Raw genomic sequence first — 25,542 nt, 5'->3', positions numbered from 1 at the left:
CAACGCCCTCCCGACCTCGGTGCCGGGTCACCGATGCCCTCGCTGACCCGGGTCCCGCGCTCGGCACGCAAACCCGCCGAGGACCGGCGGGTCGACTTCGAACGCCGGGTCCTGCGCGCGGTGGAAGACCTACTCGCCGAGGGCATTCCGTTCACCGAACTCGCCGTGCAGAAGATCGCCGCCGCCTCCGGCTCGGCCAGATCGACCTTCTACCGGTACTTCCCGGACAAGAGCAGCCTGCTCATCCGGATGGCGGAGCTGGCCACCACCGACCTCTTCGCCGCCGCCGAACAGTGGTGGAGTGCCGAACACACCGATCGCCGCGCCGGTGTCGTGCGGGCGATCGGCGCGATGATCGACGGGTTCCGCGCGCACCGCTATCTGCTGCTGGCGCTGAGCGAGGTGGCCACCTACGACCGTGAGGTCGGCGCCTACTGGCAGTCGCGCGTCGCGACTTTCGCGGCACTGGTACACACCCGCCTCGACACCGACCGCGCCGCGGGCCGCCTCGCCGAGGACCTCGACCCGCGGGCGACCGCGCTGGTCCTGACCTCCATGGTCGAGCGCACGATCACCGTCGCCTGCGGCCTCGACACCGGGCTCACCGACGAGGAGGTGGCCGAAGCGCTCGGTCGCGCCATCTGGCTCGTCGTCTACGGCGACGCGCCCTAGTTCACACGCTGGTGCGCGAACGGAAGGCGACGTCCGGGGTGAACGAGGTGAGGCCGACATCGCGGTAGCGGGTGACCAGCCGCTGGTAGGCCCGGCGATTGCGGGCCATGGGGGAGTCGGTCAGGTACGTCGGCAGGCGGTCGAAGGCGACGCGCAGCACCGCGGTGATCGCCTGGAACTCCCGATCGTGGCGGCGCGTCCAGGTGTAGGGCATCCGGGCACGCACATCGGGATGCATGATGCCGCAGCCGAGGACCATCACCACATGGGACAGCGCGGGCGAACCCACGCGCCACAGCGGTCCGGTGAGCGCGGGCAGGAAGTCCGGGCGCGGCGCGTGGCGGATCGCGCTGGTCGCGGCCTGCAGCGCGGGCGTCTCGCGCAGTTCCTCGGCGGCCATCCGCTCGTAGTGGGCGACCAGGTCGGGGTAGTGCCGGATCGGGCTGGACTGGCCGGGCAGGTGCAGGCCCTCGGTCTTGTGGCGGTAGTGGTCCCAGATCGCCTGGTTCTCGGCCGCGGTCGGTTCGGTGCCGGTCAGCGCGATGTAGGCGCCGCGCTGGACGAAGAACGCCGAGTACAGGATCCAGTTCCACGCTTGGGGGTTCAGTGCGGAGTACCGCTGCCCGTCCGGGCCGACGCCTTTGACATCGCGGTGCAGCAGCATCAGGCGGTGCGCCTCGGCCGCGCGATCGTCGTCTTCCCCGTGGTAGATCAGCTGGTCGGCGGCCGCGGTGCGGATCGCCCTGGCCCAGGGCTGATACCGCGAGCGACCGGTCGCCTCGAGCGCCGCCGAGACCGGCGGCAGCATCGGCTGATCGAACAGGCCGACGGCGAACAGGCCGAACAGGACCGAACCGCCGACCCGCTCGAAGCGTTCGACCGCGGCGGAAACGTGGTGTGGCGGTGCGAATTCGGTGGGAAGCGTCTGCTGGTGCGGCACGGGACAGGTCATCGGTGAACTCCTTTGTTCCAGCGTCGGGACCGTGCCGGCCCCGACGCCCTTCCGCAATTCTGGTGCAATGCGACACCAGAAGTTTGTATGGTGTCAGGGTGCACCAGAATGGGGAGATGGTCAAGAGTCCGCACCCCGACGTAGCTCCGCGCGCCTACGGCGGTGTGACCGCCGACGAGCGCCGATCCCGGCGTCGCGCCGCCCTGCTGGACGCCGCACTCGACCTGCTCGCCGAGGACGGGGCACCAGCGGTCACCAAACGCGCGGTCTGCGCCCGAGCCCGCCTCAACGACCGGTACTTCTACGACCAGTTCGCCGATCGCGACGCGCTGCTGGTGGCACTGGCGGAGGAGCTCACGGCCCAGGGCATCGCCGCCGTCGTGACCGCCACCCACGCGGCCGCTCCCGATGTCCGCAGCCAGGTCCACGCCGCCGCCGACGCCGCGCTCGGCTTCCTCCTCGCCGACCCGCGCCGCCACGCCCTACTGATCGACGCGCACAGCACCGCGGCGCTGCAGACCGCGCGTCTGGCCACCCAGCACGCCATCGCCGATGCCATGACCGCTGTCGGCCGGGAGCTGCGCCCCGACCCAGACGATGACCCGACCTACGCCGCGATGAACGCCTACGCCCTGGTCAGCGGCGCCCTCGAACTCGTCGCCGCCTGGATGCGCGGAGAATTCGACACCACCCGCGCTCAGCTGACCGACCTCATCGCCCGCCAGTTGCTGCAGGCCGCCGATCAGCCCCGGTCCGGCGGGTTCGCCTCACGGGTGGGCGATCCAGTCCCGCCAGCCGCCGTCGAGGACTAGATCGGCCAGGCGCCGATAGCCGCCGCTGCCCGGGTGGGCGCCATCGCCTGCCCGCACCTCCTCGACCCAGACGGGGTCGTCGGCCAAAAGTTTTGTGATGTCGATGAATCGGACATCGAGGGAACGGCACAGCGTCGACATCGCCTCCGCCAGTTCCGTCGTTCTACATAGGTGCTCCTCGCCCGCGTCGACCACCGGGGGTGGGCCGATGACCAGGGGATGGATCGCGCGGTGCCGGGCCTCGGTGAGAAGCGCGGACAGATTGTCGAGAGTGCGCGCGTGCGTCACACGCACAGCGCCGTTCTCCTCGACTGCGTCATTGCTGCCGAAGGAGAGGACGAGTCGATTGTCGGCCCCGGGCAGGAATCGAGGACCCACCTCGGACCAGCAGCGGCGGCGGACATCATCGGAGGTGTTGCGTCGGATGCCCAGATTGAAGCCCGTGATCTCGGCACCGGAGTCCGCGAGGACCCGACCGACCCAACCCCGGTACTCCGGGTCGCCGATGCCCTGAACAAAGGAATCGCCGACGAAACAGATACGTAGATCTCCGCTCACCCCAGAAACCTAACAGGAGCTCGCGGCACCGATCCGGGGTGTGCCGACCCCGTTCGACTGTCGCCGAACAGTGTCGCGGGGCAGAATGAGCCAGGTAACCGACTGCAGTGCTTCGCTTTTGGGGAGGAGGCGCGGTGAGCACCATACTTCTCGCCGTCCACGACGGAATCGGCACCGTGCTGGCACAGGAACCGACCACACCGGTGTTCGCACCGGAGGCCCCGCCACTGTCGGACAAGTACCTGCAACTGGTCAGGTACTTGACCTGGTTCCTGGTCCTGCTGATCCCGGTGGTCGTGGTCATCCTCGTGATCGTCCTGGTACGCGCGTCCCGCCGCCGCTCCACCGAACCGGGAAGCCACCTGAACTGGACCCCACAGAATCCCGGTGCGGGAGTCGACCCATCACACCCGAACTCCGAGCCGCCCGGATCCGCTGACATCACGCCGGAACCCGAAGCCGCACAACCCGATCCGGTGTTCCGCCAGAACCCACAGGGAGTCCCCCACAACCCCACCCCCGCCCGCCACATCCCAGGCGCCGTCCACCGCACCGCCGGCACCCCACCGCCCAACCCGATCGTCCCGCCACCGGGCTCGGCACCCACCCACGAAATTCCCGGCCCCGACGGGTGGGGACCGCCGGATCCCACGGTGTGGGGACGACCGAACCAGCGCTGATCCGCTGGCGCGTCACGACAGGCTTGCGAATGCTGTCCGTGTGGACGCTTGATTGGTCATGAAGTCGGCACACCGTTTCCGCAGGTTCCCGAAGGTGCCCGACTCTTCCCATGATTTCCCTGTCTTCGCAGGTAGATGACTATCTGGCAGCCCTGACGCTTCCCATCGCTTCCAGCAAGACTCGATGCAAACCCGTCTGCAAATCGTAGAAGAATCGTAGAAACACCGGCGATGGAAGCTGGTAGCCCGTTACCGGAATGAGGGATTGCGGTACACCAGCATCCAACCAGAGTCATTGGTGAGCGCTTGAAATCCTGGGTCTATCGGGTGTCGCGAGAGGCGGCGAAAGGTGATCGAGATGGTGCGCCCGGACGTTCGGGTGACTGGTTCTGTTCCGGCGATGCTAGAGACACTGTCGGAATTGGAGTTCACTGGTCGGTTTGTTCCGCAGCCCGAAGGAGCTGCGCCGCGAGGTTGTGGTCGTGGTGCTGGTACCGCTCCTCATCTTCAAACCGGGCAGCACATACGTGGGGTAGTTGGGCTTGGATCTCTGCGACCAGCCTCTCGAGAGGGAGCCACGGCGGCACGTCGCGAATGTGAGTGGCGATGGTCGCCGCTTCACCAGTAGTGGAGTGGCGTTCGATCCATGTCGCCGCAGCGTTGAACACTGCATGGAGCAGACCTGGTTCACGGTCGAGGGCGTCGGTGATCGTGGCGGCTAGGTTCTGTCTCGAAGTGAGTGACGGGGTGGCCCCGCGTAGCAGTGCCACCCCCATCAGCAACTTTGACTGAAGCTGTTGCCCGCGTTGGCATATAGGTGAGGTCTCCGGTATTCGGATTAGCGACCAAGCAAATCTGAACAGCCCCGGAGACCTCGTGACCAGCCTAGCGGTGGCGGGGCGAGCGGACCTGACCGATGCCCAATGGGCCCGGCTGGAACCGCTGCTGCCTCGACCGAAGAAGGCGGGACGCCCGCCGAAATGGACGAAACGGCAGCTCATCGACGGGATCCGATGGCGGTGTCGTGCCGGAGTGCCGTGGCGGGACGTGCCAGCCGAGTACGGGTCCTGGCAAGCGGCATACGGGCTGTTCCGCCGCTGGCAACGAGCCGGGGCATGGGCCGCGATCGTGACCGCGCTGCAGGTCCTGGCCGACGCGGGTGGGGTCATCGACTGGCAGGTCAGCGTGGATTCCATGATCACCCGAGCCCACCCGCATGCCGCCGGTGCCCGCCGCGAGGGCGGCGGGCAAGCCGAATCACCGGCCGGCCCTGGTCAGTGCGAGCCGGCCGATCGCGGGCTGGGACGGTCACGGGGCGGGTGGACCAGCAAGCTGCATCTGGCGTGTGACCAGGGCTGCCGAGTGTTGTCGGTACTTGTCACCGCAGGTCAGGCCGGTGACAGTCCGCAGTTTCAGGCAGTGCTCGATGGCATCGCGGTGCCCAGACTCGGTGGCGGGCGAGCGCGAGTGCGGCCGGAGCGGGTGCTGGCCGATAAGGCCAGCGCTTTGAACAGCCTCGACAGCCTACTCAAAGCGACTGGGCGGCTCGGCAAACTCAAGAAGCCCGATAGCTCTTGAATGTAGTGCACACGCTGGTGGTGTCTGGTTGGGATACACCCCAACCAGACACTCGCGGCGGACCTGTTTCCGGTTGGAGGGCGCTGTAGTCGACGTTGGGCATTGCGGGTGCCCCGCTGACGTCTGACGACGAGCGGAATAGATCGTCGGGGCGGGTCGCTCGAGCGCTAGTATTTCTTGCCGCCCGGGTGGTGAACGGCAGTCCGGGAGTGGGCGCGAGCACTCTATCGTGTGGTGTTGGAGGGGAGTGGATGTGTGGTGAGTTCGGGATCCGAGGTGCGGCTGCGGGACATTCGTGTGCATGAGGGTGATCAAGCGCGCGCGTGGGAAGAACTCGTCTACCAATTGCGCCCGCCGGTCGGCGGTGGCCATGTCGAGACTCGTAAGACTCGGGCGCCCGATGGCGGGGTGGAGTGGTATGAGCTCTACGACGACGGCCATCACGAGGGCTTCCAGGCCAAGTTCAACGCGACGCTGGCCGACGCGCTGGGCGGCATGCGGGAATCGGTGAAGGCTGTTGCGAGCAAGCGGCCGCAGATGACTCGCCTCACCTTTATTGTGCCCTACGATTTCACCGACGCAGCATCGGTCAGATCCAAATCCGACCAGGATCGTTGGGATGATGCCGTCAAGGGCTGGAAAGCCGATATCTGCGGGGCCGATCGTCTCACCTTTGCCGTGATACGTGCAGGTGATGTGCTCGATACGCTGATGCGGCCCGAGCACGTCGGTCGCCGCACGTACTGGTTCGGGGCGCTCGAACTGACGGATGACTGGTTCTCGCAGCGGTGGGCGGAAGCCTGCAGCGTCGCCGGTGACCGCTATACCCCGGAAGCCGATGTGGCGTCGAGGATCCAGCAGGTCCTCGACGCCGTGTCTGGGGCCGAACCGTTCCTGGCCACTCTGGATTCGCTCATTTCGAAGACCGTCGCCGCGTGCCTGCTTGACCGCGGAGTGTGGGACGGCGGTTTCCCAGAAGTGCAACAGTATGTCGGTGCCTTGCAGGCTGCACGCGAGAAGTGTCTTGGGTCGGTCGGTAGCGAACCAACACATCTTGCGAGCTCCGACGTCGACTTCGCGCAGATACTTGAGTCCGCGCAAAGCCTCATCTCGCTCGCACACGATCATTGGCCTCATTCCGGCCTCGATGACACCCACCAGCATCGCCGCATCATGTCGGCGCTGGACGCACTGGTTGCGTTTTCGACGAGTCGGTCGCGCGAGGTGTACGAGGCCCGCGCTGTGGCGATCGAGGGCGCCGCAGGGCAGGGCAAGACACATGCGTTGGTGCACGCGGCGAAGGTCTTGCTAGACCACGGTGTGCCAGCGATCGCGATTATGGGGCCCCGAGTCCGGGATACGAACTGGTGGACTGCATTCAAAGATGTCCTTGGTGGCGTACCGGTTACCTGTGACGAGTTCCTTCAGGCGCTGGATTCGCTGGCCGAGGCCAGGGCGTGTCGCGCGGTGATTCTGGTCGATGCCCTCAACGAGGTGCAGCGCCCGCGAATGTGGCGCGAGGAACTGCCGGCGCTGCTGACTCAGGTAGGCAAGTACGCGCATATCGCGCTGATCGTGTCCTATCGCACGGACTACCGAGAGATCGTCGCGCCGCCGCCGTACCTGCGACGTGTGGTTCATCCCGGGCTGGCCGGTCATGAAGACGAAGCGTTGGCGGCCTATTGTGCGTTGTACGAGATCCCGGTGCCAGCCCACGCGCAGCTCGATCCGGCGTTCAGCAACGGCCTGTTTCTGCGCATGTACTGTGCGGTCGCCGCGGACGGTGCCGGCGCGATGGCAGAGCTGCCCACGCGCACGTCTCTATTCGCGCGTTTCGCCGAGATGCAGTCCCGCAGAGTGCGTGACCACTTGGGCTTGCCGCCGATTTCGGGGGTGGTATCCGAGGCGCTGGATCTGGTGGCCGACCGGTTGCTGGCCAACGATGGGCAGGCGGTACTTCGTAGTGATCTTGAGCCCGCCGTGGATGAATTGGCCCCTGGGCGGCACTGGCCCGAGACCTTGTTCGCTCGGCTGGTCAGCGAAGGACTTCTCGAAATGCGGCCCGGCTACGATGGAATCGAGTCGGTAGCATTTCCGTTCCAGGCCTACTCGGAGCAGCTGCTTGCGGCGCGAATACTGACAGTGCTCGACGCACATCGCCCGTCGTGGGTGGCGCGAGTTCTGCGCCGCGAGGGCAGCTACCGGAGACTCTCTCTCGTGCGGCGCCTGCGTGACGCTCCATGGTTGTGGTCCGCGATGAGCGTGTTGCTTCCCGAGCGGCGCGAGGTCGAGCTGATAGATCTGCTCCCGGACCTCGCCGACGAATATCTTCTGGGCGAGGCGATCCGGGCGAGCCTGATCGATCGCACGACCGCGTCGTTCGGACCGCGGGCGCTGTCGCTTCTCGAGGTCGGTATCGATACCCGCGAGCCCGAGTGGATGGACGCGGAGCTGTCGTTGGCGCCCCGGGTGGGCCATCCGGCCAACGCCGATTGGCTCCACCAGCGATTGGTATCGGTTCCCATGGCCGAACGCGATGCGTCCTGGTCCATCGACACCTTCACTGTTGACGACGATTCCGCGGCGTTTGAGCGTCTTGCCGTGTGGGCGGAGAACGGAGCTGCTGGGGCGAGGACTGAGCAGGTACGGCTGGCCGGGCTCACTTTGATGTGGCTATTGACCTCACCAAACCGGTTTCTGCGTGACCGGGCGAGTAAAGCCCTGGCCGCGCTGTTGTCACGCAAACTGACTGCGGCGGTGCCGCTGCTTGCCGCCGCCCGAGAGGTCGATGACCTCTATGTCCAGGAACGGATGTTGACCTGCGTCTATGGCGCGGTGATCGTAGGAGGTGACGGCGACCTCGACGCAGTCACACGGATCGTCGAGGTGCTGAATGGCTGGCTCGATACCGGGCTTCCTGTCCATGTCTTGGCTCGTGACTCGGCCCGGGGAATTGTGGCGTGGGCTTACAGCCGGGGCCGGGCGTACGCGGGTTTGGTAGAGCGTTTCGTACCGCCCTACGGCGCCGAGGCTCCTATCGAACCGCCCACCGCCGACGAACTCGAGGAGAGACACGGCCGGATCAAGGACAGCGCCGGCACCCGCGGCGACGGGCGCGCGCAGACGATCTTGATGTCCTGCTTGGACTGGCTTGGCGACTTCAACAAGTACGTCGTCAAATCCGACGTTGGGTTTTTCAGCGACCACCCATTGTCAGGACCTGCGCCCACGGAGAGGAGGTACAGCGACCCCGAAGGCGTCGTCGATGCCGATTGGGCTGGACGGTGGATCGCAAGTCGCGCGATCGAGCTCGGATGGACGGCCGAGCGTTTCGCCGAGTTCGAGAAGCGTCACGATCTGCGGAAAGGCAGGGAGGCACACAAAGCCGAACGATTCGGAAAGAAGTATCAGTGGCTCGCACTGCACGAACTACTCGCACGCCTGGCAGACAACCGTCACCCCGCCTACGAGGCCTGGAACCCCGACCCGATGACCTATCAGGGCCCCTGGAATTGGTCCGGCCGTGACTTCGACCCAACTCTCCCGCCGAGTGTCCGCCAGGACGAGACGAGCATATGCCCAGTCCCGCGACGCGACCGCGACCGATGGGCGGCCTTGAGCCCGCCCATCTTCGACCTGTCGCGACCGGGGGACGAGTGGATAGCTGACCTCGGCGATCTACCCGCCGCTGGTACCCTCTTCGCGCCAACTGATATCGGGGGGCGCGAATGGATCGCGCTGCAACGCCACTCCAGCTGGCATCGTGACAACGCCCTCCGGCGAGGGACCACACAGCGAGAACGCGACCTCTTCTTTCTCCAGTTCTCCTGGCTCACGCCCCGCAATCAAGGGAGCCCGGTCTACGACTACCTGGCCGAGCGGGGGCTGGGCGGGCGCTGGATGCCCAATCCCAAGAGCCGCCCCTACACTCAATACCTCGGCGAGCAGCGCTGGGCGCCGGTCGTGTACGCGTCTGCTGCCGAAGATAGCGATCACGACATCCCGCGCGAACTGCGCGAGCGTGACCTACAGGTGCGGCCAGCGATCGAACAGTACGTGTGGGAGGGCACCGCTCTGGACTGCTCACTCGACGAATCTGTGAATTTCTATCTCCCGACAGCAGAACTGCTAGGTTCCGCGGTATGGGTAGCCAATACCGCCGAATGGCGCGAGGGAAACGCTGTTATAGCCAAGACAGTTCGCATCGAGGATGGCGAGAACGGGCAAGACGTCCTACTCGCGGATCCGGATTGGCTCGACAAGCGTCTGCGTGAACTCGATGCCGATCTGATCATCGGCACGTTGAGTGAAAAGCTCGCGCAAATGGGAGACGACAACGACCGGGTCGTCTACTCGACCATCTGGTACGTCGCCCGGATGGCGCCAGCGGAATCACTCAACTGCACCGGTCCGCACCTTCAGGTGCCCGACCCCGGCGAGGCGCTCACGAAGCTACACACCGAACCACCGGCCGACGCTACGGCACCCGCCTCGACCATCGAAGACGCCACCAACTGTGAACGCGAGTAGACCCGGAAGGACGGGAGCGCCCGCTACTCGATCAACCCGTACTTGGCTTGCAGCGAGGGCAATCCAGGCTCATGACCGCCCGCGAGGTCCCGATCAGATCAATATCTGGCAGACAGGCCCAGTGTCATACGCATCGGACGACACAGCCAACAGCTGATCGTGCCCGACCTCCGATAGCGCCAAGATGGGCGCCTTTGCCGAGTTCGAGCGTTCCTTGATCCTGGACGCCAACGCGCAGGCATCGCCCCGGCCAAGACCCGGCGGCGCCTCATCCTGTTCCGCTCGACCGACTGAGCCTCGTCGAGGCCTTCGCTCGCCCGTTTGCGGCAGCGGTACCTCGGTGCCGACTGCGTGCTATAAGAACAGGGTGGATGTTGCCGCGCTTGTGATTTCGTTTCTCGCCCTGGCCGTATCAGGCTACTTCGCCTGGCAGGCGGTGAAACTTTCGCGGCAGGCAAATGCCAGTCGAGTACTGATCGACTTGTTCACAGAACATCGCTCGGAACGTCTCGCCAAGGCGCGGCACTTCGTGCATAACGAACTGCGGCCCTACGATCCGCGAGACGGACTGGACGCGCTGCCACCTGACAAGCGGGCGCTCGTCCAGGATCTGGCGTGGTACTACGACAACCTGGGTGTCCTGGTCCATCACAAGGTTGTCGACATCAAACCGATCTCCGGCTACTTGGGCGGGTCGGTTCTGGACGTCTGGCCAAAACTCAAGCCATTCATCGATGCCGAGCGAGAAAAGCGACGAGTCGCTGGTACTGCCCACCCTGGGCGGTGGCAGATCTACTTCGAAATCTTGCACCAGCGCGTCCAAGAGCAGCCGCCAGAGAAGGTGCTTCCGCACGCTTCTCGATAGTGCTCACCCTGTTCAAGAAGCACGCGGCCTCGGCGCGCTCTGCGGCAGTAAGGCCGCCGCGTCACTGCCGACCTGCTGGCTCTGGACTTTGACGAGGCACCGTGGTAACGCGTTCGCGTCGTTTCTGGCTACCTGAGGTGTGGTCGCGGAACCAGCTGCTGCATCGCGGCAATGCAGTGGTTGGCGGTGACGGGTAGGCGTTGGAATCTGACTGTGTGGCCGATGGTGGTGATCCATGGGCCGAGTCCTTCTGCTCGCGAGATAGCGGTCTGCCCAGGGAAATCGACGTAGGCCAGCATGCCCAGCGGGAGTGGTGCGCTGGCGTGTGTGCCCAGGTAAGCGTTGATCTGGTACAGGTCTTCACGTACGACACCGACGGGGTCGACCAGGCGCTTGTATTTTGCGTCGACGATTGCCCACGGGTGTCGGAGTGGGCCGATGACGACGTCAGGGTAGAGCCGTCCCAGTGTGCGAGCGGGGTTGTCGATGGCGTGCAGGAGTGCGCCCGAGTTGGTGAGCCGGGTGCCGTGAGTGACGTGCGCTGACCCGTACGCGCGGCGGGCGCAGTGCAGGACGAATAGTTCCCATAGTTCGGCGACGTCGATGAGGAGCCCGCTGTCGGTGTGGTCGGCGGCGTTGGCGAGCAAACCTCGGTGGCGTGCGATGCGCCAAGACAGTTCGGCGGCGCCACGATAGGGCAGCGTGATGGGGGTGTAGCGCACGCGGGCGAGACTGCGCTGTGTGGGGAGGGCGGGTCGGCTGCCGACCGCGGCTTTGAGTTGTGGCAGCAGTTCATCGATGCGTTGCCCCCGCCATCCTGTGCGGTGCAGTGCGCGATCGAGTACGCGGTCGGCGAGCACGATTGTCGAGGAGATCGGGTTGTCGAGTTGTTTGGGCCTGCTCGTCGAGACCACATTCGGGCTACGCGCCGACCTCAACGCCAGTGTCGCTGGTAGGTCCAATCGCCCACGGACGTGGGGCGATACGTGACGCACTGGTGCACGGAGTGCGGGTGGTCCGTGGCGTGCGGCGCTGGTGACGGTGGCACGCCAGGCGGCGGCGAGTAGTTCGGCGACAAAACTGGGGGAGTGTGCGTGTTCGGCGGCATCGGGCACGATGCGCACGTTCAACGCCGCACCTGCCCATGCTGCGATTGTCTCGATTCCCAGTCGGGGCCGGATTTCGAGGACGCGGCCGTCTCGGTAGATCTCGCCGATGTACCGTCCGGCCCGCCATATTCCGTCTGGTCCACACTGCACGACGGGCTCTGGAGTACTGGCAGTGATCGATTGTCCGAAATCGATGACGTAGTCGCTGGTTGTGGTGTCCTGGGCCAGTTCTTCGAGCCACCGGCGCTCGTCCTCGGACGGGGTGGTGTCCAGAGGTGCAAGGTCGTGGATGACGATCCTGTTGCTCATGGTCGGCCGAGGAATGCTTCGGCGAAGCGGCTGATTTCGTCGGTCCGCAGGTCCGATCCCGCGAGGTATTGGTGCAACAGCGGCTCCAGGGATCGCTGCCACAGATCGGTCAGTGGAGGTTGGGGGTTGCCTCGGCTGTTCCACAAGTACGTGCCGTTGGGCGGTCGGTTTCTACGGCCTTCTGTCCAGGTGCCGACGAAGAAGGTGATGTCGGCGAAGTAGGTGTGGCCGATCTGATAGTGGCGGCCGAGCTCGGCAGAGTTCTCGATCTCGGCGTTGAGTGCTTCTGCCCGGTCGGCCAGCATGTGGACTTGCTCGATCGCGGCCTCGTCGAGACCGAACCGCGCGGTGATGTCTTGGGACCAGCGGCTGGAGATGATCTCGATCAACGCGTCACGATCGAAAGGGCATTCGCGCCACAGGAATCGGCGGCGCAGAGCGAAGTCGAGACTTTCCACCGAGTGATCGATCTCGTTCATCGTGGCGATCACATACAGATCCTCGGGGATTACCAGGACATCCGGTTGTTGGCCCTCGTCGAAGCCAGGCAGCTGGACCGGTTTGCCGCGCTGGTCGCGTTCGAGCAGGCTGAAGGCCTCGCCCAGCATCTCCGAGACGTTGGTGCGGTTGATCTCGTCGAGAATCAGAACTCCGGGCAGTGACGCCAGCCCGTCTGGATGGTGCTGGGCTTCGAGCTGAGTGACAACCCAGGGCAGATATCCAGGGCGATACCGGGTGACATTGCCCTCGAGGCGCAAACCGCGGATGAACTGCTCGTAGCCGATCCCGGGGTGGAGCTGCAGCCGGAACACGTTGTCCTCGACGGCCTTATCCAGCGCCTGAGCATGGGTGAAGAACTGCTTGGCACCCCACCGTTTCATCGCTTCCTGCCGGATGAGGGTTTCGGCGAGCTTGCCGGCCTGCCAGGTCTTGCTGGTTCCGGGAGGGCCGTAGAGCACCAACTGTTTCTTCCACAGCAGAGTTTCGATGTCGGCTACCCCGTCACTCGATCCAGATGACGTGGTGCCCCATACAGCGTGCAACGGCTGATGATAGAAGTCGATGGAGCTGCGGCCGTCGTGGGTGTTGCCGTCGGGCAGAAAGCTCTGTAGGCGCTGGCGGATTGCGAAGAGCCGTTCATCGACGTCAACGGGTGCGTCGGTGTCGAGGAACCCAGCGAATGCTTTGGCGATCTGGCGTTTGTGTGCTCCGCTGGAGATCCGCTCGAACTCGTCGGGACACAGCAGATGTAGAAGGATGTGTCGCATCTCGTTGGTCGACCATCGGGTGTCGTCAGCGAAGTCCCTGAGTTGCCAGGGGTTTTCCAGCAGTTCGATCCTCTCGTCGAGAGGTTGCTGTTTGAGCCGGAGTACGAACTCGATGAAGTAGCCGAGCTGTAGATCGCGCCGGAGGTTGAACCGCATCCCGGGATCGCCGATACCCTCGCCCAGTGCGGCATCCACCGAGGCGGGCAAGCTGACTCCCGAGTCCTGCATGGTGCGTTCGATCGTCCGCCGCTTGCCCGCGGTGGTCATGGCGCTGGAGAACAGCAGATGCACGAGCATGGCTTCGGCGGTGAGGAGCCGCACCTCGACCGATGCGGTGGACAGCTGTTCGTCGAGCTTGGTGAAGAACCGCCCACCAGCGGCCTCGCCAGCGAGGGGGTTGTCGTTGAAGAGTCGGTGTAGTTCCTGCAGCCTGTCTACCGACCACAGACCGGGGAAGTCCGCGAAGACGAGTGGCTCATCGCCGAGCAGGCACTGCGACTTCCACCGGTGCACAGTCTGATCGAGCTGTCCGCGTTGATGCTCGGTGTACCGGGCCACCACACCTCCTGAAGTACATGCCCCACTGACTCATCCGTCGTCGAGAATCCTAGAGCGGGAAGCGCATTGGCCAGCACACGTAGTGCCGCGCGGCCAGAGACAACGCCTCGGTGATATCGACGTGTCCCAAACTCTCAGGTGCCGTCGGTGTTCGTGGTGGTTATGGCCTGAGGAGCTGCACCGCGGACTGATCTCGCATAGCCGCGTTCACGCCACTGATCGGACCGGGCGGACGACGGGCCCGGATTCCGGGCGGTGCCGGGTAGCCGGGGCGTCAGCGGCCAGTGCGGGGCACGGTTGGTCCGGCGTCACGGCGTCCGTCTCCAGTGCCAACGTCTTCTCCGGTTGGCTACTCAATCGTGGCAGGTTCGCTGATCTCGGCGGAGTCGGTCGCCCTCTGTCAAACCTCGCCCCTCCCGCTTCTCACCTGCGATTCGGGAATACAGATAGGTGATACACGTGTTGGAAATCCTGGGTAAATCGTAGAAAGCAGGGGTGGGCCCCAAAGATGACCAGGTCAGCGGTGGTATAGGCTTTGTCGGTCATGAAGTCGGCGCAGTGTTTCCGCAGGTTCCCGAAATTGCTCGACTCTTCCCGGTAGCACCTTGTCTGTGCTGGCAGATAGCTATTCAGGCTCCCTGAAACTACGGACAACAGCGAATCTCGTGTGGTCACAGTCATCGCATCGACTCCAAGCAGGCCGCTATGGCTTCGAGTGCGGCGCTGGTCGTCGGTGGCTGCGGACTCGACGGTTGGGACCACCCGGTCACGCCGATCTGCGACTGCGCCCGCCACCGGGGACGTCAGGCCGATACGCGCACCGGAGGTGCGAGATCGCTATGCGGTTGGACAGCAACCAGGTGGCGAAGGGCCGACCACTCGACGATCCGGCCCGGCTCGGTGATCACGGCGGTCACGGCGTCGACCTCGCATGGACGCTAGCGAGATGCCCGAGCGGATACTTTCCGGACGACTTCCAGGGCAGCGCGTTGGCCTGATTCGGCGGCACCGTCCATGGCTCCCACCCAGGTGGTGGCGGTTTCGGCACCGGCCCAGTGCAGAGGGCCGATCGGTGCACGCAGGGCGTGACCGAAGCGGGTCAGTGTTCCAGGCGTGGTGAAGGAGTGGTAGCAACCGCCGCTGTATTCCTCGGCGGCCCAGTCACGTTCGATGTATTCGATGTAGTTCTGCGCTGCGGGCCCGAAGTAGCCGACCAGGTCGCTGATCACACTGGCGCGACGCTCGTCGAAGCTCATTCGGGCGCAGGTGTCGGCGTCTTTGCCGTCGACGAAGCCCACCAGAACTCCCGTCGAGCTGTCCAGGGGCGTGTTGTCCATGACGGTGCTGACCAGTCGGCGGTCGCTGTTTGCCAGTCCGCTGAGACCGCTCGCACGCCAGAACGGTTTCTCGTAGGCGACATTGACCTTGATCACCCGGCCCGAGGCCATCCGTTGCACGAGTTGTTCGCGGTCACCGGGCAGGCCGGGTGCGAAACGGATGCGCCCGGTCAGCGGGGGCGGCATGGCGATCACCGCACGCTGCGCGCGCACGGTCGTGCCTCCGGCGACGACACGCACGCCCTGCTCGCTCCAGTCGATGTCGGTCACCGCTGCATTGAGCAGGATTCGTTCGTCGAGCTGTTCGGCCAGAGCCAGCGCGATGCGCTGAGAGCCGCCGACGATGCGGTCTTGCTGCGCGCCACCTGCGAAGCTGATCAGTGGATCCAGACCACCTGCGCCACCGATGTAGAACGCGGCCCACAGAGCTGAGAAGTCCTCCGGCTCGGCTGCGAACACGACCTCGGTGATCGTGCGGAAGAACGAGTATCCGCTCGCGGTGTAGGCGGCCTGCCGGAGCCAGGTCGCGAAGGTCTGGCCGTCGAGCTCCTCGGCGCGGGCGCCGTCCCACGGATCGGCGGCCGCGACCTGGCGTGCCATTCGATCCAGCCGCCACTGGATCTGGCCGATATCGGCCAGGACCAGCGGGTTCATCTTGGGGACTTTGCCGGTGTACTGCGAGCGCGTTTCGCCGATCTCGGCGATGTTGCGGCCTGCGGTATGGGTGGGATAGGTCTGCAGGCCCAGTTCCTCGATGAGGGCATGGATCCGGTGCTGACCCGGTCCTACCCATTCACCACCCACCTCGATGGGCTCGCCTCCTGGAAGTTTCTCGTTCAGGATGCGCCCACCCACCCGGTCACGCGACTCGAGCACGAGCACCTCGAGGCCCGCATGTACCAGGTCGCGGGCGGCCACCAGGCCCGAGATCCCGGCACCGACAACGACGACATCCACTGAGCGTTCCACTTCGACTCCGATCTATACAGCATGTATCAGATATACAGAGTGTATATGGTATCCATGGGGTGTGGAATCGCTTCGGGACAAGTACACCGAGAACACCCGCCAAGCCCTGCTCGACACCGGGTTGAGGTTGTTCGTCGAGCGTGGCTACGACAAGGTCTCGGCCGAGGTGCTGGTTCGGGCCGCCGGTCTGTCCCGCGGTGCGCTGTACGGTCACTTCGGGGGGAAGAGCGGGCTTTTCGAGGCGATCTTCAACGATCTCGAAAGCCATGCGGCGCAACGTATCCGAGCCGCGATCGACGCGGTGTCCGACCCTTTCGAGCGTGTCGATCGCGGTGTCGCGGTGTTTCTCGACGTCTGCGGGGAGAACGACTACCGCCAGATCGTGATGGTGCAAGGCCCCATCGCGCTGGGCTGGGAGCGCTGGCGCGAGCTCGACAAGCACCACCTCGGCAGCCTCTTGCTCGCGGCCGTGGACACGCTGCGCGAGTCCGGACTGGTCAAGCCCTATCCGGCCGACCTGATCGCCCGCGCCTTCTTCGGCAGCCTGACCGAACTGTGCTTGGGCATGGCCGAGGCCGAGGACCCTGTGCTCGCCCGCAGGCAGGCGGCGGATCTCATCCACGATCTGATCGGCGGATTGATGATTTCCGATCGGCCGTGATCTGCGAATCGGGGGTCGCGCGATTCGAGAGAGGTTGACCAAGCTCGACGAAATGGCCCGGGGGTAGCTACCGTCGTGCGGGAGGCACCTGGTTGCTGTTCCAAGATGGGAACGCAGGCGACCTGGGAGATTGCTCTGGCCAACTGGTTGTCGAGGCGGATTTCTCCCTGGGCTGACAGAGGGTGCGGTGCTCCTCGGACCAGCCCGCCGGTTCCCGCATTCGAGTGAACCCGGAGCGGGGCACGATCGACCGCGCGGGCAGTGTTGATCGCGCGATTCTGCACCATGCACCACCGTGTCGTTTGTCGGCTAGGGGGTCCGGTCGTCGGGGCCGCTCCGCCAATGTCGGATCTCCAGCGCCATCCCGATGTTCAGCGCATTGTCTTCGAGGGGGTGGGGCAGTAGCTCATTCGCGCGCTTGATGCGCCGCAGCACCGTGTTCCGGTGAGTGAACAGCCGGTCCGCCGTGTTGGACACGTTGCACAGTTCACTCAGGTACACGCGCATCGTGTCTCGCAGTTCCGGATAGTTGTCCAGCGGCCCGAGCGTCGACGCGACAAACCTGTCTGCCAGATCGGGTGAGGCCGTCAGCAGCAGGACACCTTCGACATCACCGAAGGTCGCGACGCCGCGACCGGTGTCCAGGCGCGCCATCATCCGCTGCGTCCTGACAGCGTCCAGGTGCGACGTGCGAAATCCGTCGATTCCATGTCCTGTCGACCCGACGGCGACCTGGCAGTGGGGCCGCGCACCGACGATGCTCTCGATAGAGCTCAACTGGTCCGTGTCGATTTCGCCGAGCCAGGCCCAGATGGTGCCCGCGCTGGCGACGGCGCGCACCACACTCGTCGCTCGCAGATGGCGTGCTACCTGGTTGACCACGCGGTCCAGTTCGGACAGCTGCGGCGCTGCGTCGGTGGTCCACACCACGACCGCTGTGTGTGCCTGATCGAGCCGATAGCCGAGGGCGCGCTCGATGGAAGCAACGTTGGCCCCGCCGCCACCGATGACCAGCGATACCGCCTCCAGCCTGGCGGCGTCTTGGCCGCGGAGCAGCTGCTCGCGTTCGGCGGCGATCCCGGCAGCGAGCGCGGTGATGGTCTCATCGATGAAGGTTCCCATCGACTCCGCGGTGATATCCAGCATGTCGCGCAAGTCATCGGTATTCGTCGTCAGATCGAAGGCGATGTTCATCCAGCGTCGCCACGCGACGTTGTGCCCGAGGCGATACGCATCGACGCTGGCCTCGGTGTGGCCTCGAAAGACGAGGCTCCTGGCGATCATTTCGACATCGTCGACGAAGGCCGGGACGGGGCGTCCGGGATCTCTCATGTTGGCGGCCACCCAATGCTGCACATGGGCGTGTATGTCCCGCAGAAAGAGCTCCCGAACCTCCGGGTCGGCCGAGAAGGGTGCGATGTCGGCAGCCGAGAACGCCGCCTCGTCGACCTCGGCGATCCATTCCGCCGATCCCGCGGACACTATTGCGGCTGCTCGACGTATCAACTCGGCCACCGCGGGCCTGATTCTGGCCGATTCCATGGACCGAGCATAGAGGTGCGGTGCATAGTGCACAAAGCTGCTGCCAGATTGGTGTGGTTGCCCCTTCCGTAGGCGAGGGTGTGGCGCGCATCATCGAATCAGCCCAACGTGCCAACGTCGGCCCGGGGTGGAGGAGTCCAGAAATGCGTCGATGTCGAGTTTCCCTGGGGCACACCGGTTTGGCCTTACCGTCATGGACGGACGCAGGACAGCATGAAAGGAGTCAGGAAGCCTGATGGGCACCGCACCACTGCACACTCCGATTCGTATCGGCAAGCTCGACATCGGCGGTCGCCTTTTCAAGTCGGCCACGCACGAAACGCGTGCCACCGAGGATGGCGCTGTGACGGACGAACTACTCGATTTCTATCGCCCGATGGTGGAAGCCGGCACCCCCCTTATCGTCACCGGCAACATGTTCGTGTCATGGCAGGGCAAGTCGGCCTACCGGCAGGCCGGCATCCACTCGGACCAGATGCTTCCGGGGCTGAAGGAGTGGGCCGATCTTGCCCATTCCGGTGGGTCGAAGTTGTTCGCCCAGCTCAACCACGGTGGCCGGCAGATGGTGCGACCAGCACCAGGCGTTCCCGAGGCCATCTCGGCCTCGGCCAGGCGGGAGAAGGCACAGGGAACAATGCCGCGACCGCTACGACTCGACGAATTCCCCGCACTCATCGAGTCCTTCGCTGCCGCTGCGGCTCGAGCCCAGAACGCCGGTATGGACGGTGTCCAGATTCAGATGTCACACGGCTACATGCTCAGCCAGTTCCTCAGCCCGGAATCCAACCGCCGAACGGATGCGTACGGCGGCAATGCCCGCAGTCGCATGCAGCTTCCGCTCGAGATCTATCGAGCCGTGCGTCAGCGGGTCGGCCCCGACTTTGCCGTGATCATCAAGCTGAACGGCACGGACACGATCCCCATCGGGGGTGTGCGACTCGACGATCAGATCGAGCTCGCCCTTCGCCTACAGGACGAAGGGCTCGACGGGGTCGAGGTCACACGCGGGCATTTCGCGTCTTTCCCGAGCACAACCTCCGGGCACTTTCGCGGGTACGTCACGGCACAGCTGACGAAAGGGGCGATGCAGGAAGCGTCGATGCTCCGGCGGCTGACCTTTCGCGCATTGGCACCCGTCATCGAGTTCGGCCTGGAACGTGCCTTTCCATACCGCGAGGGGTACAACCTTCCCCAGGCGCAAGAGTTCACGAAGGCCCTCGACATCCCGGTGATCACGGTCGGAGGCTTCCAGACACCAGCCGCGATGGCCCAGGCGATCCGTTCGGGTGCGACCGACGCGGTCGCTTCCGCACGCGGCCTCATCGCCAACCCCTACCTCTACCGGGACCTCGACAAACCCCGAACCGAGGTTCCCGCCTGCACCTACTGCAACAAATGCATCGGCGTCGCCGGCGGCCTCCCGATCGCCTGCTACGACCAGACCGTGGGCTCCCCGCTCGCCCGCACCCTCTAGGAGTCACGATGCCCACACCCGGTACCCCGCTGCGGATCGGCACGATGGAAGTGACGGGACGGCTCTACAAGTCGGCCACCAGCGAGACCCGTGCCAGCGACGACGGCTACGTCACAAACGACCTGCTCGACTTCTATCGACCGATGGTCGCGGCAGGCACGCCCCTCATCGTGACCGGCAACCTCTTCGTTTCCCGCCAGGGCAAGTCGGCAGGACGACAAGCAGGTATCGACACCGACGAGAAGATCGTCGGGTTGGCCGCATGGGCACGTCTGGCGCACAGTGGCGGGACGAAACTGGTGGCTCAGCTCAACCACGGTGGCCGACAGGTGGCCAAGGCTGCGCCCGGCGAGCGTATCGTCTCTGCCTCGGACGTCCGGGAGCCGATGTACGGCTGTAAGCCCAGCCCCCTGCGGCGCGACGAGCTGCCCGGCATCGTCGACTCCTTCGTGCGGGCAGCGGGCCGAGCGGTAGCGGCGGGAATGGACGGACTGCAGATCCACGCCGCTCATGGCTACCTACTGAGCCAGTTTCTCACGCCACACACCAACAGACGAAACGACGATTACGGTGGCTCGCTCGAGAATCGAGCACGCCTCTTGCTCGACGTGATGGCCGCGGTTCGTGCCGAAGTCGGCGACCGTTTCCCGATTCTGGTGAAGATGAACGGGACCGATGACCTGCCGTATCGCCGAGCCTGCACGACCTCCGAACTCATCCGGGTCGCACGCTGGCTCCAAGATTTCGGCGCCGACGCGATCGAGATATCACGCGGCCACTACGAATCATGGCCCGGAATGGTGCAGGGAAACTACCGAGGATTCGTCTACAACAGTGTGACCCGGGGGCCGCTCGCGTCGTCCTCCCGCGTTCGCAAAGCAGCGATGCTCGCTGTCGGACCAGTCATGGAGCGTGTGGCCGGCCGACTGCGGCCGCCAACCGAAGGCTTCAACCTCGACAGCGCCGCCCAATTCACCGAGGTACTCTCCATCCCGGTGATCTGTGTCGGCGGATTCCACACCAAGCAGGGTATCGAGCAGGCGATCGGCAGCGGCAAAGTCGACGCAGTATCGGCAGCTCGCGCTTTCATCGCCGACCCCCACCTTTACCGCAACGTGGTATCTCATCCGACTCGAGATCGCCCGGTCTGCGGATACTGCAATATCTGTATCGCGTCTTTCAGCACTACACGGATCGACTGCGGCAGCGAGGACATTCGCACATTCCGCGACGCGAACGTCCGTCGGCTCAGCGCCGACGAACTGAGCATTACTCCGGCAGACCGCGTACCCACCGCGCCATCCTGATCATCACCGGCCGAACATGGAATCGCCCACAGCCCAGTTCGCGGACAGTCTTCGTCCTGGCTATGACGGTCCGGGCTGTGGCCCGGTGCGGTCGATCCTTCTACATGGTCACAGACGAGACGGTAACCCTGTGGTCATCGTGGGTGCCTACAGGCTATAACTCCGGGCCGATCTACCTGTACCCGCTCTCGTGAGGAAGCGGGTACGGGTAAAGCGGGACGAGTTGTGCGGATCGAGCGGGGGCTATCCGACGCCGATTGTGGTTCGGAACGGTCGCTGTTCGGTGTGGATTGCCCAGAGTTGTTCGGCGAGAGCTTCGGGTGCGTACTGTGGGTCGCCGCCGCCGATGGTGCCGGGGATGATCACCTGCCCGACCCGGATATTGCGTGGCTCGAGTGCTTCGTGGAGCATCGCGCCGTAGGCGGATTCGCCCGCGAATGCGATCGAGGTGCCCGCGACGTTGGTGTTGGGTTGAGTTGCGCTGGAGCCGTTGACGAACAGGATCGTGCCTCGGCCGAGTTCGGTCATTCCGAGTACGTGCTCGACGGCGGTGGCGGGTCCGAGGATGGAGAATTCGGTCGCGGCGGCCAGGGCTGGCCGGTTCTGCACATCGGTGGCATACCCGGCAGCGGTGATGCGGTCCTGGGCCAGTTCGTCGACAAGCCGGTCGAGTTTGTCCCGAGTGCGCGAGATCAGCGCAGGTTGGTCTGGAAGAACGAGGTCAGCTTGTCGAAGGGGATGAGCTCGGTGCGGTCGTAGAGGTCGACGTGTCCGGCGCCGGGGACGATGACGAGTTCCTTGGCGGTCCCGGCGCGCTGGTAGGCGTCTTCGCTGAACTCGCGGGAGTGGGCGTTCTCGCCGGTGACGAACAGCATCGGGCGCGGGGAGATGGTTTCGATGTCGTTGAAGGGGTAGAAGTTCAGGAACTTGACGTTGCTGGACAGGGTGGGGTGGGTGGTGGTTTCCGGGGTCGCGCCTTCGGGAGTGACCGCGCCGCGCTGGGTGCGGTAGAAGTCGTAGAACTCGCGCTCGATCGGGGTCGATTCGGCGGTGAGTTCGTGGACGGTGCCGCTCGTGTATTCGGTGGGGCCGCCGGTGAATTCGATGTCGCGCTGGTCGGCAGCGGCGTCGATCATGGTGCGGCGCTGGTCGAGGGTGACCGAGTGGTTGAGCCCGTTGCGGGCGGCGGCACCCATGTCGTACATGCTCACCGTGGCGACGGCCTTGATGCGTGGGTCGATCTTGGCGGCCGAGATTACGAAGCTGCCGGAACCGCAGATGCCGAGCGCGCCGATGCGTTCGGGATCGACGGTGTCCTGGGTGCGTAGGTAGTCGACACCGGCGGAGAACGCTTCGGCGTAGAGGTCCGGTGCCACGGCGTTGCGGGGTTCGCCTTCGCTGCCGCCCCAGAACGGCAGGTCGATCGAGAGGGTGACGAAGCCCTGCTCGGCCATTTTCGTGGCGTAGAGGTCGGCGCTTTGTTCCTTGACCGCGCCCATCGGGTGGCCGACGACCATGGCCGGTGCGCGGGTGCCGGTCGCGAGGTTGTTCGGGACGAACAGGTTGCCCGCCAACTCCATCCGGTACTGGTTCTGGAAGGTCACCGGTTGCCGGGTGACCTGGTCGCTGGTGTAGAAGTTGTCCGCGCCGTGGGACAGGTCGCCGGTGGCCAGGTTCGCCACCGGGGAGATCGGGGCGGAGCTGGTGGTGGTGTCGGCACCGGAGCAGGCGTCCGCGGCGAGTACCGCCAGGGTGGTGATTCCGGCTCCGGTCAGCTTCCGCAGGCGGTGGCTGCCGGTTGTGGGAGAAAGATTGGGACGCATGGTGATGACTCCTCGATCGTGTGGAAGTGGTGGAAGAGGTTTCGGGGCTGGGTCGTTATCGGGCGAGGGCGAGCTCGTGAGTTCCGGGTAGTGCGGGGAGCTGGCGGGGGCGCGCGGCGGCGAGGAAGGCGAGTGGGATCAGCGCCGATGCGGTCAGTCCCGCCCCGAGTACCGCGGGCCCTACTACGCCCAGCGTGGTGGTCAAGGTGGTCGCGGCCACAGCCGATCCTGCGGCGGTGCCGAGGTTGAACGCGGCGGTGGCCAGCGACGACGCGAGCGTCGAACCGGGTGCGGCGTGGCGCATGGTGTGCGCGATGAGCACCGGATTGGCGCCCAGACCGGTCGCGCCGAGCACCACGACCACCGCGACAACGATCAGCGAGTGCGACGCGGTCGCTGCCAGGACGAGTAGCAACGTGGCGGTGGCGGTGATCGCGGCGGCGATGACCGGCAGCGGGAACCGGTCGCCGAGGCGGCCCCCGAGGGCTGTACCGCCGGCCGCGCCGATCCCGAAACCGACCAGCACCAGCGGAACCAGCGTGGTGGCGATGCCCGCGCGGTCGGTGAGCAGTGGGCTGATGTAGCTGTAGGCGCCGAGGAACCCGGCTTGGGCCAGCGTGATCACCGCGAGCACCAGCCACATCCGCCACGGCCGCACTGCCGCTACCTCGGCCGACAGCTGCGTCCGCAGCGACAGACCTGCGGTGTCGGCGTTGTCAGCGGGGGCCAGCTTGGCGACCGCCGCGATCGTCGCGAAGGACAGGATCGCGAGGAGCCAGAACGACCCGCGCCAGCCGATGAGCTGCCCAGCGAGGGTCCCCAGCGGGACACCGGCGACCACGGCCAGGCTCAACCCACCCGACATGACCGCCAGCGCTCGCGCCCGGCCCGGCGGCGCGAGCTGCCGTCACGGCCCCGACGGCCCAGAACGTGCCGGTCGCCAGCGCGGTGACCACGCGCGAGACCGTGACGACAGTGAACGAGTCACTCACCGCACCGAGGACGTGGCCGAGCCCGAAGACCGCGAGGGCTCCGATCAGGGTGGCCTTGGCCGGGAGCCGGACGGTGGCCAGCGCCATCACCGGCGGGCCGATGATCATCCCGACCGCGAACGCGGTGATCAGCAGTCCGGCCTGGCCGATGTCGACGCCGAGGTCGCCGGCCACCTCGGGCAACAGGCCCGCGAGCATGAACTCGGTGGTGCCCATGAGGAAGATGCCTGCCCCGAGCACGTAGACCACGCTGGGTAGCCGGGTTGCCTGCGTTGTCACTGCCGCCTCTTTCGTCGCTGCTGGTTCGCTGTCCGGAATCCATGCAACGCCGGAAGCGGCGTGGGTGGGAGGTGAGGACCAGAGGGGTGCCGGCAACACCCCCCTCGCAGCACCTGGCACCGGTGGTGAGCTGGGCCGTAGCCTCGCAGACATGGACAGCCAGCAACGCGCGGCCCAGATCGGGGAGTTCCTCGCGTCCCGGCGCGCCAAGATCACCCCCGAACAGGTCGGATTGCCGGTCTATGACGCCACCAAGCGCCGGGTGAAAGGTTTGCGCCGCCAAGAGGTCGCCACCTTGGCCGGATTGTCGGTGGACTACTACACCCAGATCGAACGCGGCAAGGTCACCGGTGTCTCCGAGCAGGTCCTCGACGCGATCGCCCGCGCCCTCGAACTCGACGAAGCCGAACGCTCTCACCTGTTCGACCTGCACCGCGCGATCACCACCGGCCCGCAACGCGCCCGGCCCCGCCGCACCAAGACCACCCGTCCGATAGTGCAGCGCCTGCTCGACGCCTCGACGGTGCCCGCGTTCGTGCGCAATGCCCGCCAGGACCTGGTGTGCGCGAACCAGCTCGCCTACGCCTTCTACGCGCCGATGTACCCCGACCCGGACCGGCCCGACATCGCCACGCCGGTGAACTTCGTGCGGTTCTGCTTCCTGGACCCGAAAGCCCACGAGTTCTACCCCGACTGGGATCAGGCCGCCGACAACGCGGTCAACCTGCTGCGCACCGACGCGGGCCGCGATCCGTATGACCGCACCATCTCCGACCTGGTCGGTGAACTATCCACGCGCAGCGACGAATTCCGGGTCCGCTGGGCCAAACACAATGTGCGCCTGCACTACACCGGCACCAAACGTTTCCACCACCCGGTGGTGGGCGAGCTCGAGGTCGCCTACGAAACGATGCCGCTGCCCGCCGAGCCCGGTCTGGTCCTCACCTTCTACAGCCCCGAACCCGGCAGTCCGTCGGCTGATGCCCTCTCACTGCTGGCCAGCTGGAGCGCGACCAATCTCGCCGCCCCCACACCGGGGCAATCCGCACGGATCGTCCCGCACTGACTCAGCCGATCCAACCCCCGTATTCCGAGGAGGACTGATGTCTCACCACACGCACTGGCCGAGGGTGAAGGCCGCAGCGACTACCGCGAGGACGGGTTCCGTATTCCGAGCCCCGGGATCGTCATGATCGGCGAGATCGAGACCGGCCTCGACGCCATCCTCACCGCGGCCACAGATCAGCCCCTCACCATCACCACCGAC

The 25,542-nt window shown here is 65.4% G+C and carries 19 protein-coding genes and 1 pseudogene; 10 read left to right on the top strand and 10 right to left on the bottom strand.

Features of this window, described 5'->3' with window-relative positions:
- The first annotated feature begins 33 nt into the window (after positions 1 to 33).
- Positions 34 to 672 (top strand): TetR/AcrR family transcriptional regulator, encoded by a 639-nt coding sequence (locus ACFVVM_RS07305; protein ID WP_387614122.1) that lies wholly within the window; start codon positions 34 to 36, stop codon positions 670 to 672.
- Position 673: 1 nt separating this feature from the next.
- Here ACFVVM_RS07305 and ACFVVM_RS07300 read toward each other — a convergent pair whose 3' ends face one another.
- On the bottom strand, positions 674 to 1,624 hold the full coding sequence (locus ACFVVM_RS07300; protein ID WP_387614119.1) for an oxygenase MpaB family protein: 951 nt from the start codon (positions 1,622 to 1,624) through the stop codon (positions 674 to 676).
- Positions 1,625 to 1,740: 116 nt separating this feature from the next.
- On the opposite strand from ACFVVM_RS07300, the gene ACFVVM_RS07295 reads away from it, so the two are divergent.
- Complete coding sequence (locus ACFVVM_RS07295; RefSeq protein ID WP_387614116.1) at positions 1,741 to 2,436, top strand: TetR/AcrR family transcriptional regulator; 696 nt, start codon at positions 1,741 to 1,743, stop codon at positions 2,434 to 2,436.
- Here the strand turns inward: ACFVVM_RS07295 and ACFVVM_RS07290 are convergent.
- On the bottom strand, positions 2,392 to 2,994 hold the full coding sequence (locus tag ACFVVM_RS07290; RefSeq protein ID WP_387614114.1) for a GDSL-type esterase/lipase family protein: 603 nt from the start codon (positions 2,992 to 2,994) through the stop codon (positions 2,392 to 2,394). The genes ACFVVM_RS07295 and ACFVVM_RS07290 overlap by 45 nt on opposite strands.
- Before the next feature lie 134 nt (positions 2,995 to 3,128).
- On the opposite strand from ACFVVM_RS07290, the gene ACFVVM_RS07285 reads away from it, so the two are divergent.
- From ACFVVM_RS07285 to ACFVVM_RS07270, 4 genes are all read left to right on the top strand, one after another.
- Entirely contained in the window at positions 3,129 to 3,674 is a 546-nt protein-coding gene (locus tag ACFVVM_RS07285; protein WP_387614111.1) for a hypothetical protein, read from the top strand.
- An 876-nt stretch (positions 3,675 to 4,550) separates the two neighbouring features.
- Positions 4,551 to 5,252 (top strand): IS5 family transposase, encoded by a 702-nt coding sequence (locus ACFVVM_RS07280; RefSeq protein ID WP_387614109.1) that lies wholly within the window; start codon positions 4,551 to 4,553, stop codon positions 5,250 to 5,252.
- A gap of 258 nt (positions 5,253 to 5,510) precedes the next feature.
- Complete coding sequence (locus tag ACFVVM_RS07275) at positions 5,511 to 9,782, top strand: hypothetical protein (protein WP_387614107.1); 4,272 nt, start codon at positions 5,511 to 5,513, stop codon at positions 9,780 to 9,782.
- 367 nt (positions 9,783 to 10,149) lie between these two features.
- Entirely contained in the window at positions 10,150 to 10,647 is a 498-nt protein-coding gene (locus tag ACFVVM_RS07270; protein WP_387614105.1) for a hypothetical protein, read from the top strand.
- Between the two features lie 128 nt (positions 10,648 to 10,775).
- On the opposite strand, the gene ACFVVM_RS07265 is transcribed toward ACFVVM_RS07270, so the two are convergent.
- The 3 genes from ACFVVM_RS07265 to ACFVVM_RS07255 form a co-directional block, all read right to left on the bottom strand.
- Positions 10,776 to 12,065: a hypothetical protein gene (locus ACFVVM_RS07265; RefSeq protein WP_387614103.1), complete on the bottom strand. Its 1,290-nt coding sequence runs from the start codon at positions 12,063 to 12,065 to the stop codon at positions 10,776 to 10,778.
- Positions 12,062 to 13,891 (bottom strand): AAA family ATPase, encoded by a 1,830-nt coding sequence (locus ACFVVM_RS07260; RefSeq protein ID WP_387614100.1) that lies wholly within the window; start codon positions 13,889 to 13,891, stop codon positions 12,062 to 12,064. The genes ACFVVM_RS07265 and ACFVVM_RS07260 overlap by 4 nt, the downstream gene beginning before the upstream one ends.
- A 938-nt stretch (positions 13,892 to 14,829) precedes the next feature.
- Positions 14,830 to 16,197 (bottom strand): flavin monoamine oxidase family protein, encoded by a 1,368-nt coding sequence (locus ACFVVM_RS07255; RefSeq protein ID WP_387614097.1) that lies wholly within the window; start codon positions 16,195 to 16,197, stop codon positions 14,830 to 14,832.
- A 61-nt stretch (positions 16,198 to 16,258) separates the two neighbouring features.
- Here ACFVVM_RS07255 and ACFVVM_RS07250 point away from each other — a divergent pair, with 61 nt between their 5' ends.
- On the top strand, positions 16,259 to 16,858 hold the full coding sequence (locus tag ACFVVM_RS07250; RefSeq protein ID WP_387614095.1) for a TetR/AcrR family transcriptional regulator: 600 nt from the start codon (positions 16,259 to 16,261) through the stop codon (positions 16,856 to 16,858).
- 309 nt (positions 16,859 to 17,167) lie between these two features.
- On the opposite strand, the gene ACFVVM_RS07245 is transcribed toward ACFVVM_RS07250, so the two are convergent.
- Positions 17,168 to 18,400: a PucR family transcriptional regulator gene (locus ACFVVM_RS07245; RefSeq protein WP_387614092.1), complete on the bottom strand. Its 1,233-nt coding sequence runs from the start codon at positions 18,398 to 18,400 to the stop codon at positions 17,168 to 17,170.
- A 235-nt stretch (positions 18,401 to 18,635) separates the two neighbouring features.
- On the opposite strand from ACFVVM_RS07245, the gene ACFVVM_RS07240 reads away from it, so the two are divergent.
- Together ACFVVM_RS07240 and ACFVVM_RS07235 are read left to right on the top strand one after the other, a co-directional pair.
- Positions 18,636 to 19,874 carry a hypothetical protein gene (locus ACFVVM_RS07240; RefSeq protein ID WP_387614089.1) on the top strand — a complete coding sequence of 413 codons (1,239 nt, stop codon included), beginning with the start codon at positions 18,636 to 18,638 and terminating at the stop codon, positions 19,872 to 19,874.
- An 8-nt stretch (positions 19,875 to 19,882) separates the two neighbouring features.
- Positions 19,883 to 21,181, top strand: a complete 1,299-nt coding sequence (locus tag ACFVVM_RS07235) for an NADH:flavin oxidoreductase (protein ID WP_387614086.1) — start codon at positions 19,883 to 19,885, stop codon at positions 21,179 to 21,181.
- 243 nt (positions 21,182 to 21,424) lie between these two features.
- Here ACFVVM_RS07235 and ACFVVM_RS07230 read toward each other — a convergent pair whose 3' ends face one another.
- The 4 genes and pseudogenes from ACFVVM_RS07230 to ACFVVM_RS07215 all read right to left on the bottom strand — a co-directional run.
- The gene (locus tag ACFVVM_RS07230; protein WP_387614083.1) at positions 21,425 to 21,790 is read right to left on the bottom strand and encodes a hypothetical protein; all 366 of its coding nucleotides are present in this window, start codon (positions 21,788 to 21,790) and stop codon (positions 21,425 to 21,427) included.
- Between the two features lie 83 nt (positions 21,791 to 21,873).
- Positions 21,874 to 23,004, bottom strand: coding sequence for an alpha/beta hydrolase (locus tag ACFVVM_RS07225; protein ID WP_387614081.1), 1,131 nt, complete (start codon positions 23,002 to 23,004; stop codon positions 21,874 to 21,876).
- Between the two features lie 55 nt (positions 23,005 to 23,059).
- The gene (locus tag ACFVVM_RS07220; RefSeq protein WP_387614079.1) at positions 23,060 to 23,869 is read right to left on the bottom strand and encodes an MFS transporter; all 810 of its coding nucleotides are present in this window, start codon (positions 23,867 to 23,869) and stop codon (positions 23,060 to 23,062) included.
- A gap of 79 nt (positions 23,870 to 23,948) precedes the next feature.
- Positions 23,949 to 24,194 (bottom strand): annotated as a pseudogene (locus ACFVVM_RS07215) (MFS transporter); the annotation flags it as partial.
- A 232-nt stretch (positions 24,195 to 24,426) separates the two neighbouring features.
- On the opposite strand from ACFVVM_RS07215, the gene ACFVVM_RS07210 reads away from it, so the two are divergent.
- A complete protein-coding gene (locus ACFVVM_RS07210) occupies positions 24,427 to 25,341 on the top strand; it encodes a helix-turn-helix transcriptional regulator (RefSeq protein ID WP_387614076.1) in 915 nt (304 codons plus the stop codon).
- Positions 25,342 to 25,542 lie beyond the last annotated feature (201 nt).

Origin of the sequence: Nocardia sp. NPDC058176, assembly GCF_042883805.1 — a bacterium.
Classification (GTDB): Bacteria; Actinomycetota; Actinomycetes; order Mycobacteriales; family Mycobacteriaceae; genus Nocardia.
Note: the sequence above shows the minus strand (reverse complement) of the source record. Positions and strands in the feature narration are given on the sequence as shown.

What these genes read in the sequence shown, in the direction of transcription:
- ACFVVM_RS07245 (WP_387614092.1), bottom strand. Translation starts at nt 18,400, where the DNA reads ATGGAATCGGCCAGAATCAGGCCCGCGGTGGCCGAGTTGATACGTCGA.
- ACFVVM_RS07220 (WP_387614079.1), bottom strand. Translation starts at nt 23,869, where the DNA reads ATGTCGGGTGGGTTGAGCCTGGCCGTGGTCGCCGGTGTCCCGCTGGGG.
- ACFVVM_RS07295 (WP_387614116.1), top strand. Translation starts at nt 1,741, where the DNA reads ATGGTCAAGAGTCCGCACCCCGACGTAGCTCCGCGCGCCTACGGCGGT.
- ACFVVM_RS07210 (WP_387614076.1), top strand. Translation starts at nt 24,427, where the DNA reads ATGGACAGCCAGCAACGCGCGGCCCAGATCGGGGAGTTCCTCGCGTCC.
- ACFVVM_RS07305 (WP_387614122.1), top strand. Translation starts at nt 34, where the DNA reads ATGCCCTCGCTGACCCGGGTCCCGCGCTCGGCACGCAAACCCGCCGAG.
- ACFVVM_RS07235 (WP_387614086.1), top strand. Translation starts at nt 19,883, where the DNA reads ATGCCCACACCCGGTACCCCGCTGCGGATCGGCACGATGGAAGTGACG.
- ACFVVM_RS07240 (WP_387614089.1), top strand. Translation starts at nt 18,636, where the DNA reads ATGGGCACCGCACCACTGCACACTCCGATTCGTATCGGCAAGCTCGAC.
- ACFVVM_RS07225 (WP_387614081.1), bottom strand. Translation starts at nt 23,004, where the DNA reads ATGCGTCCCAATCTTTCTCCCACAACCGGCAGCCACCGCCTGCGGAAG.
- ACFVVM_RS07265 (WP_387614103.1), bottom strand. Translation starts at nt 12,065, where the DNA reads ATGAGCAACAGGATCGTCATCCACGACCTTGCACCTCTGGACACCACC.
- ACFVVM_RS07300 (WP_387614119.1), bottom strand. Translation starts at nt 1,624, where the DNA reads ATGACCTGTCCCGTGCCGCACCAGCAGACGCTTCCCACCGAATTCGCA.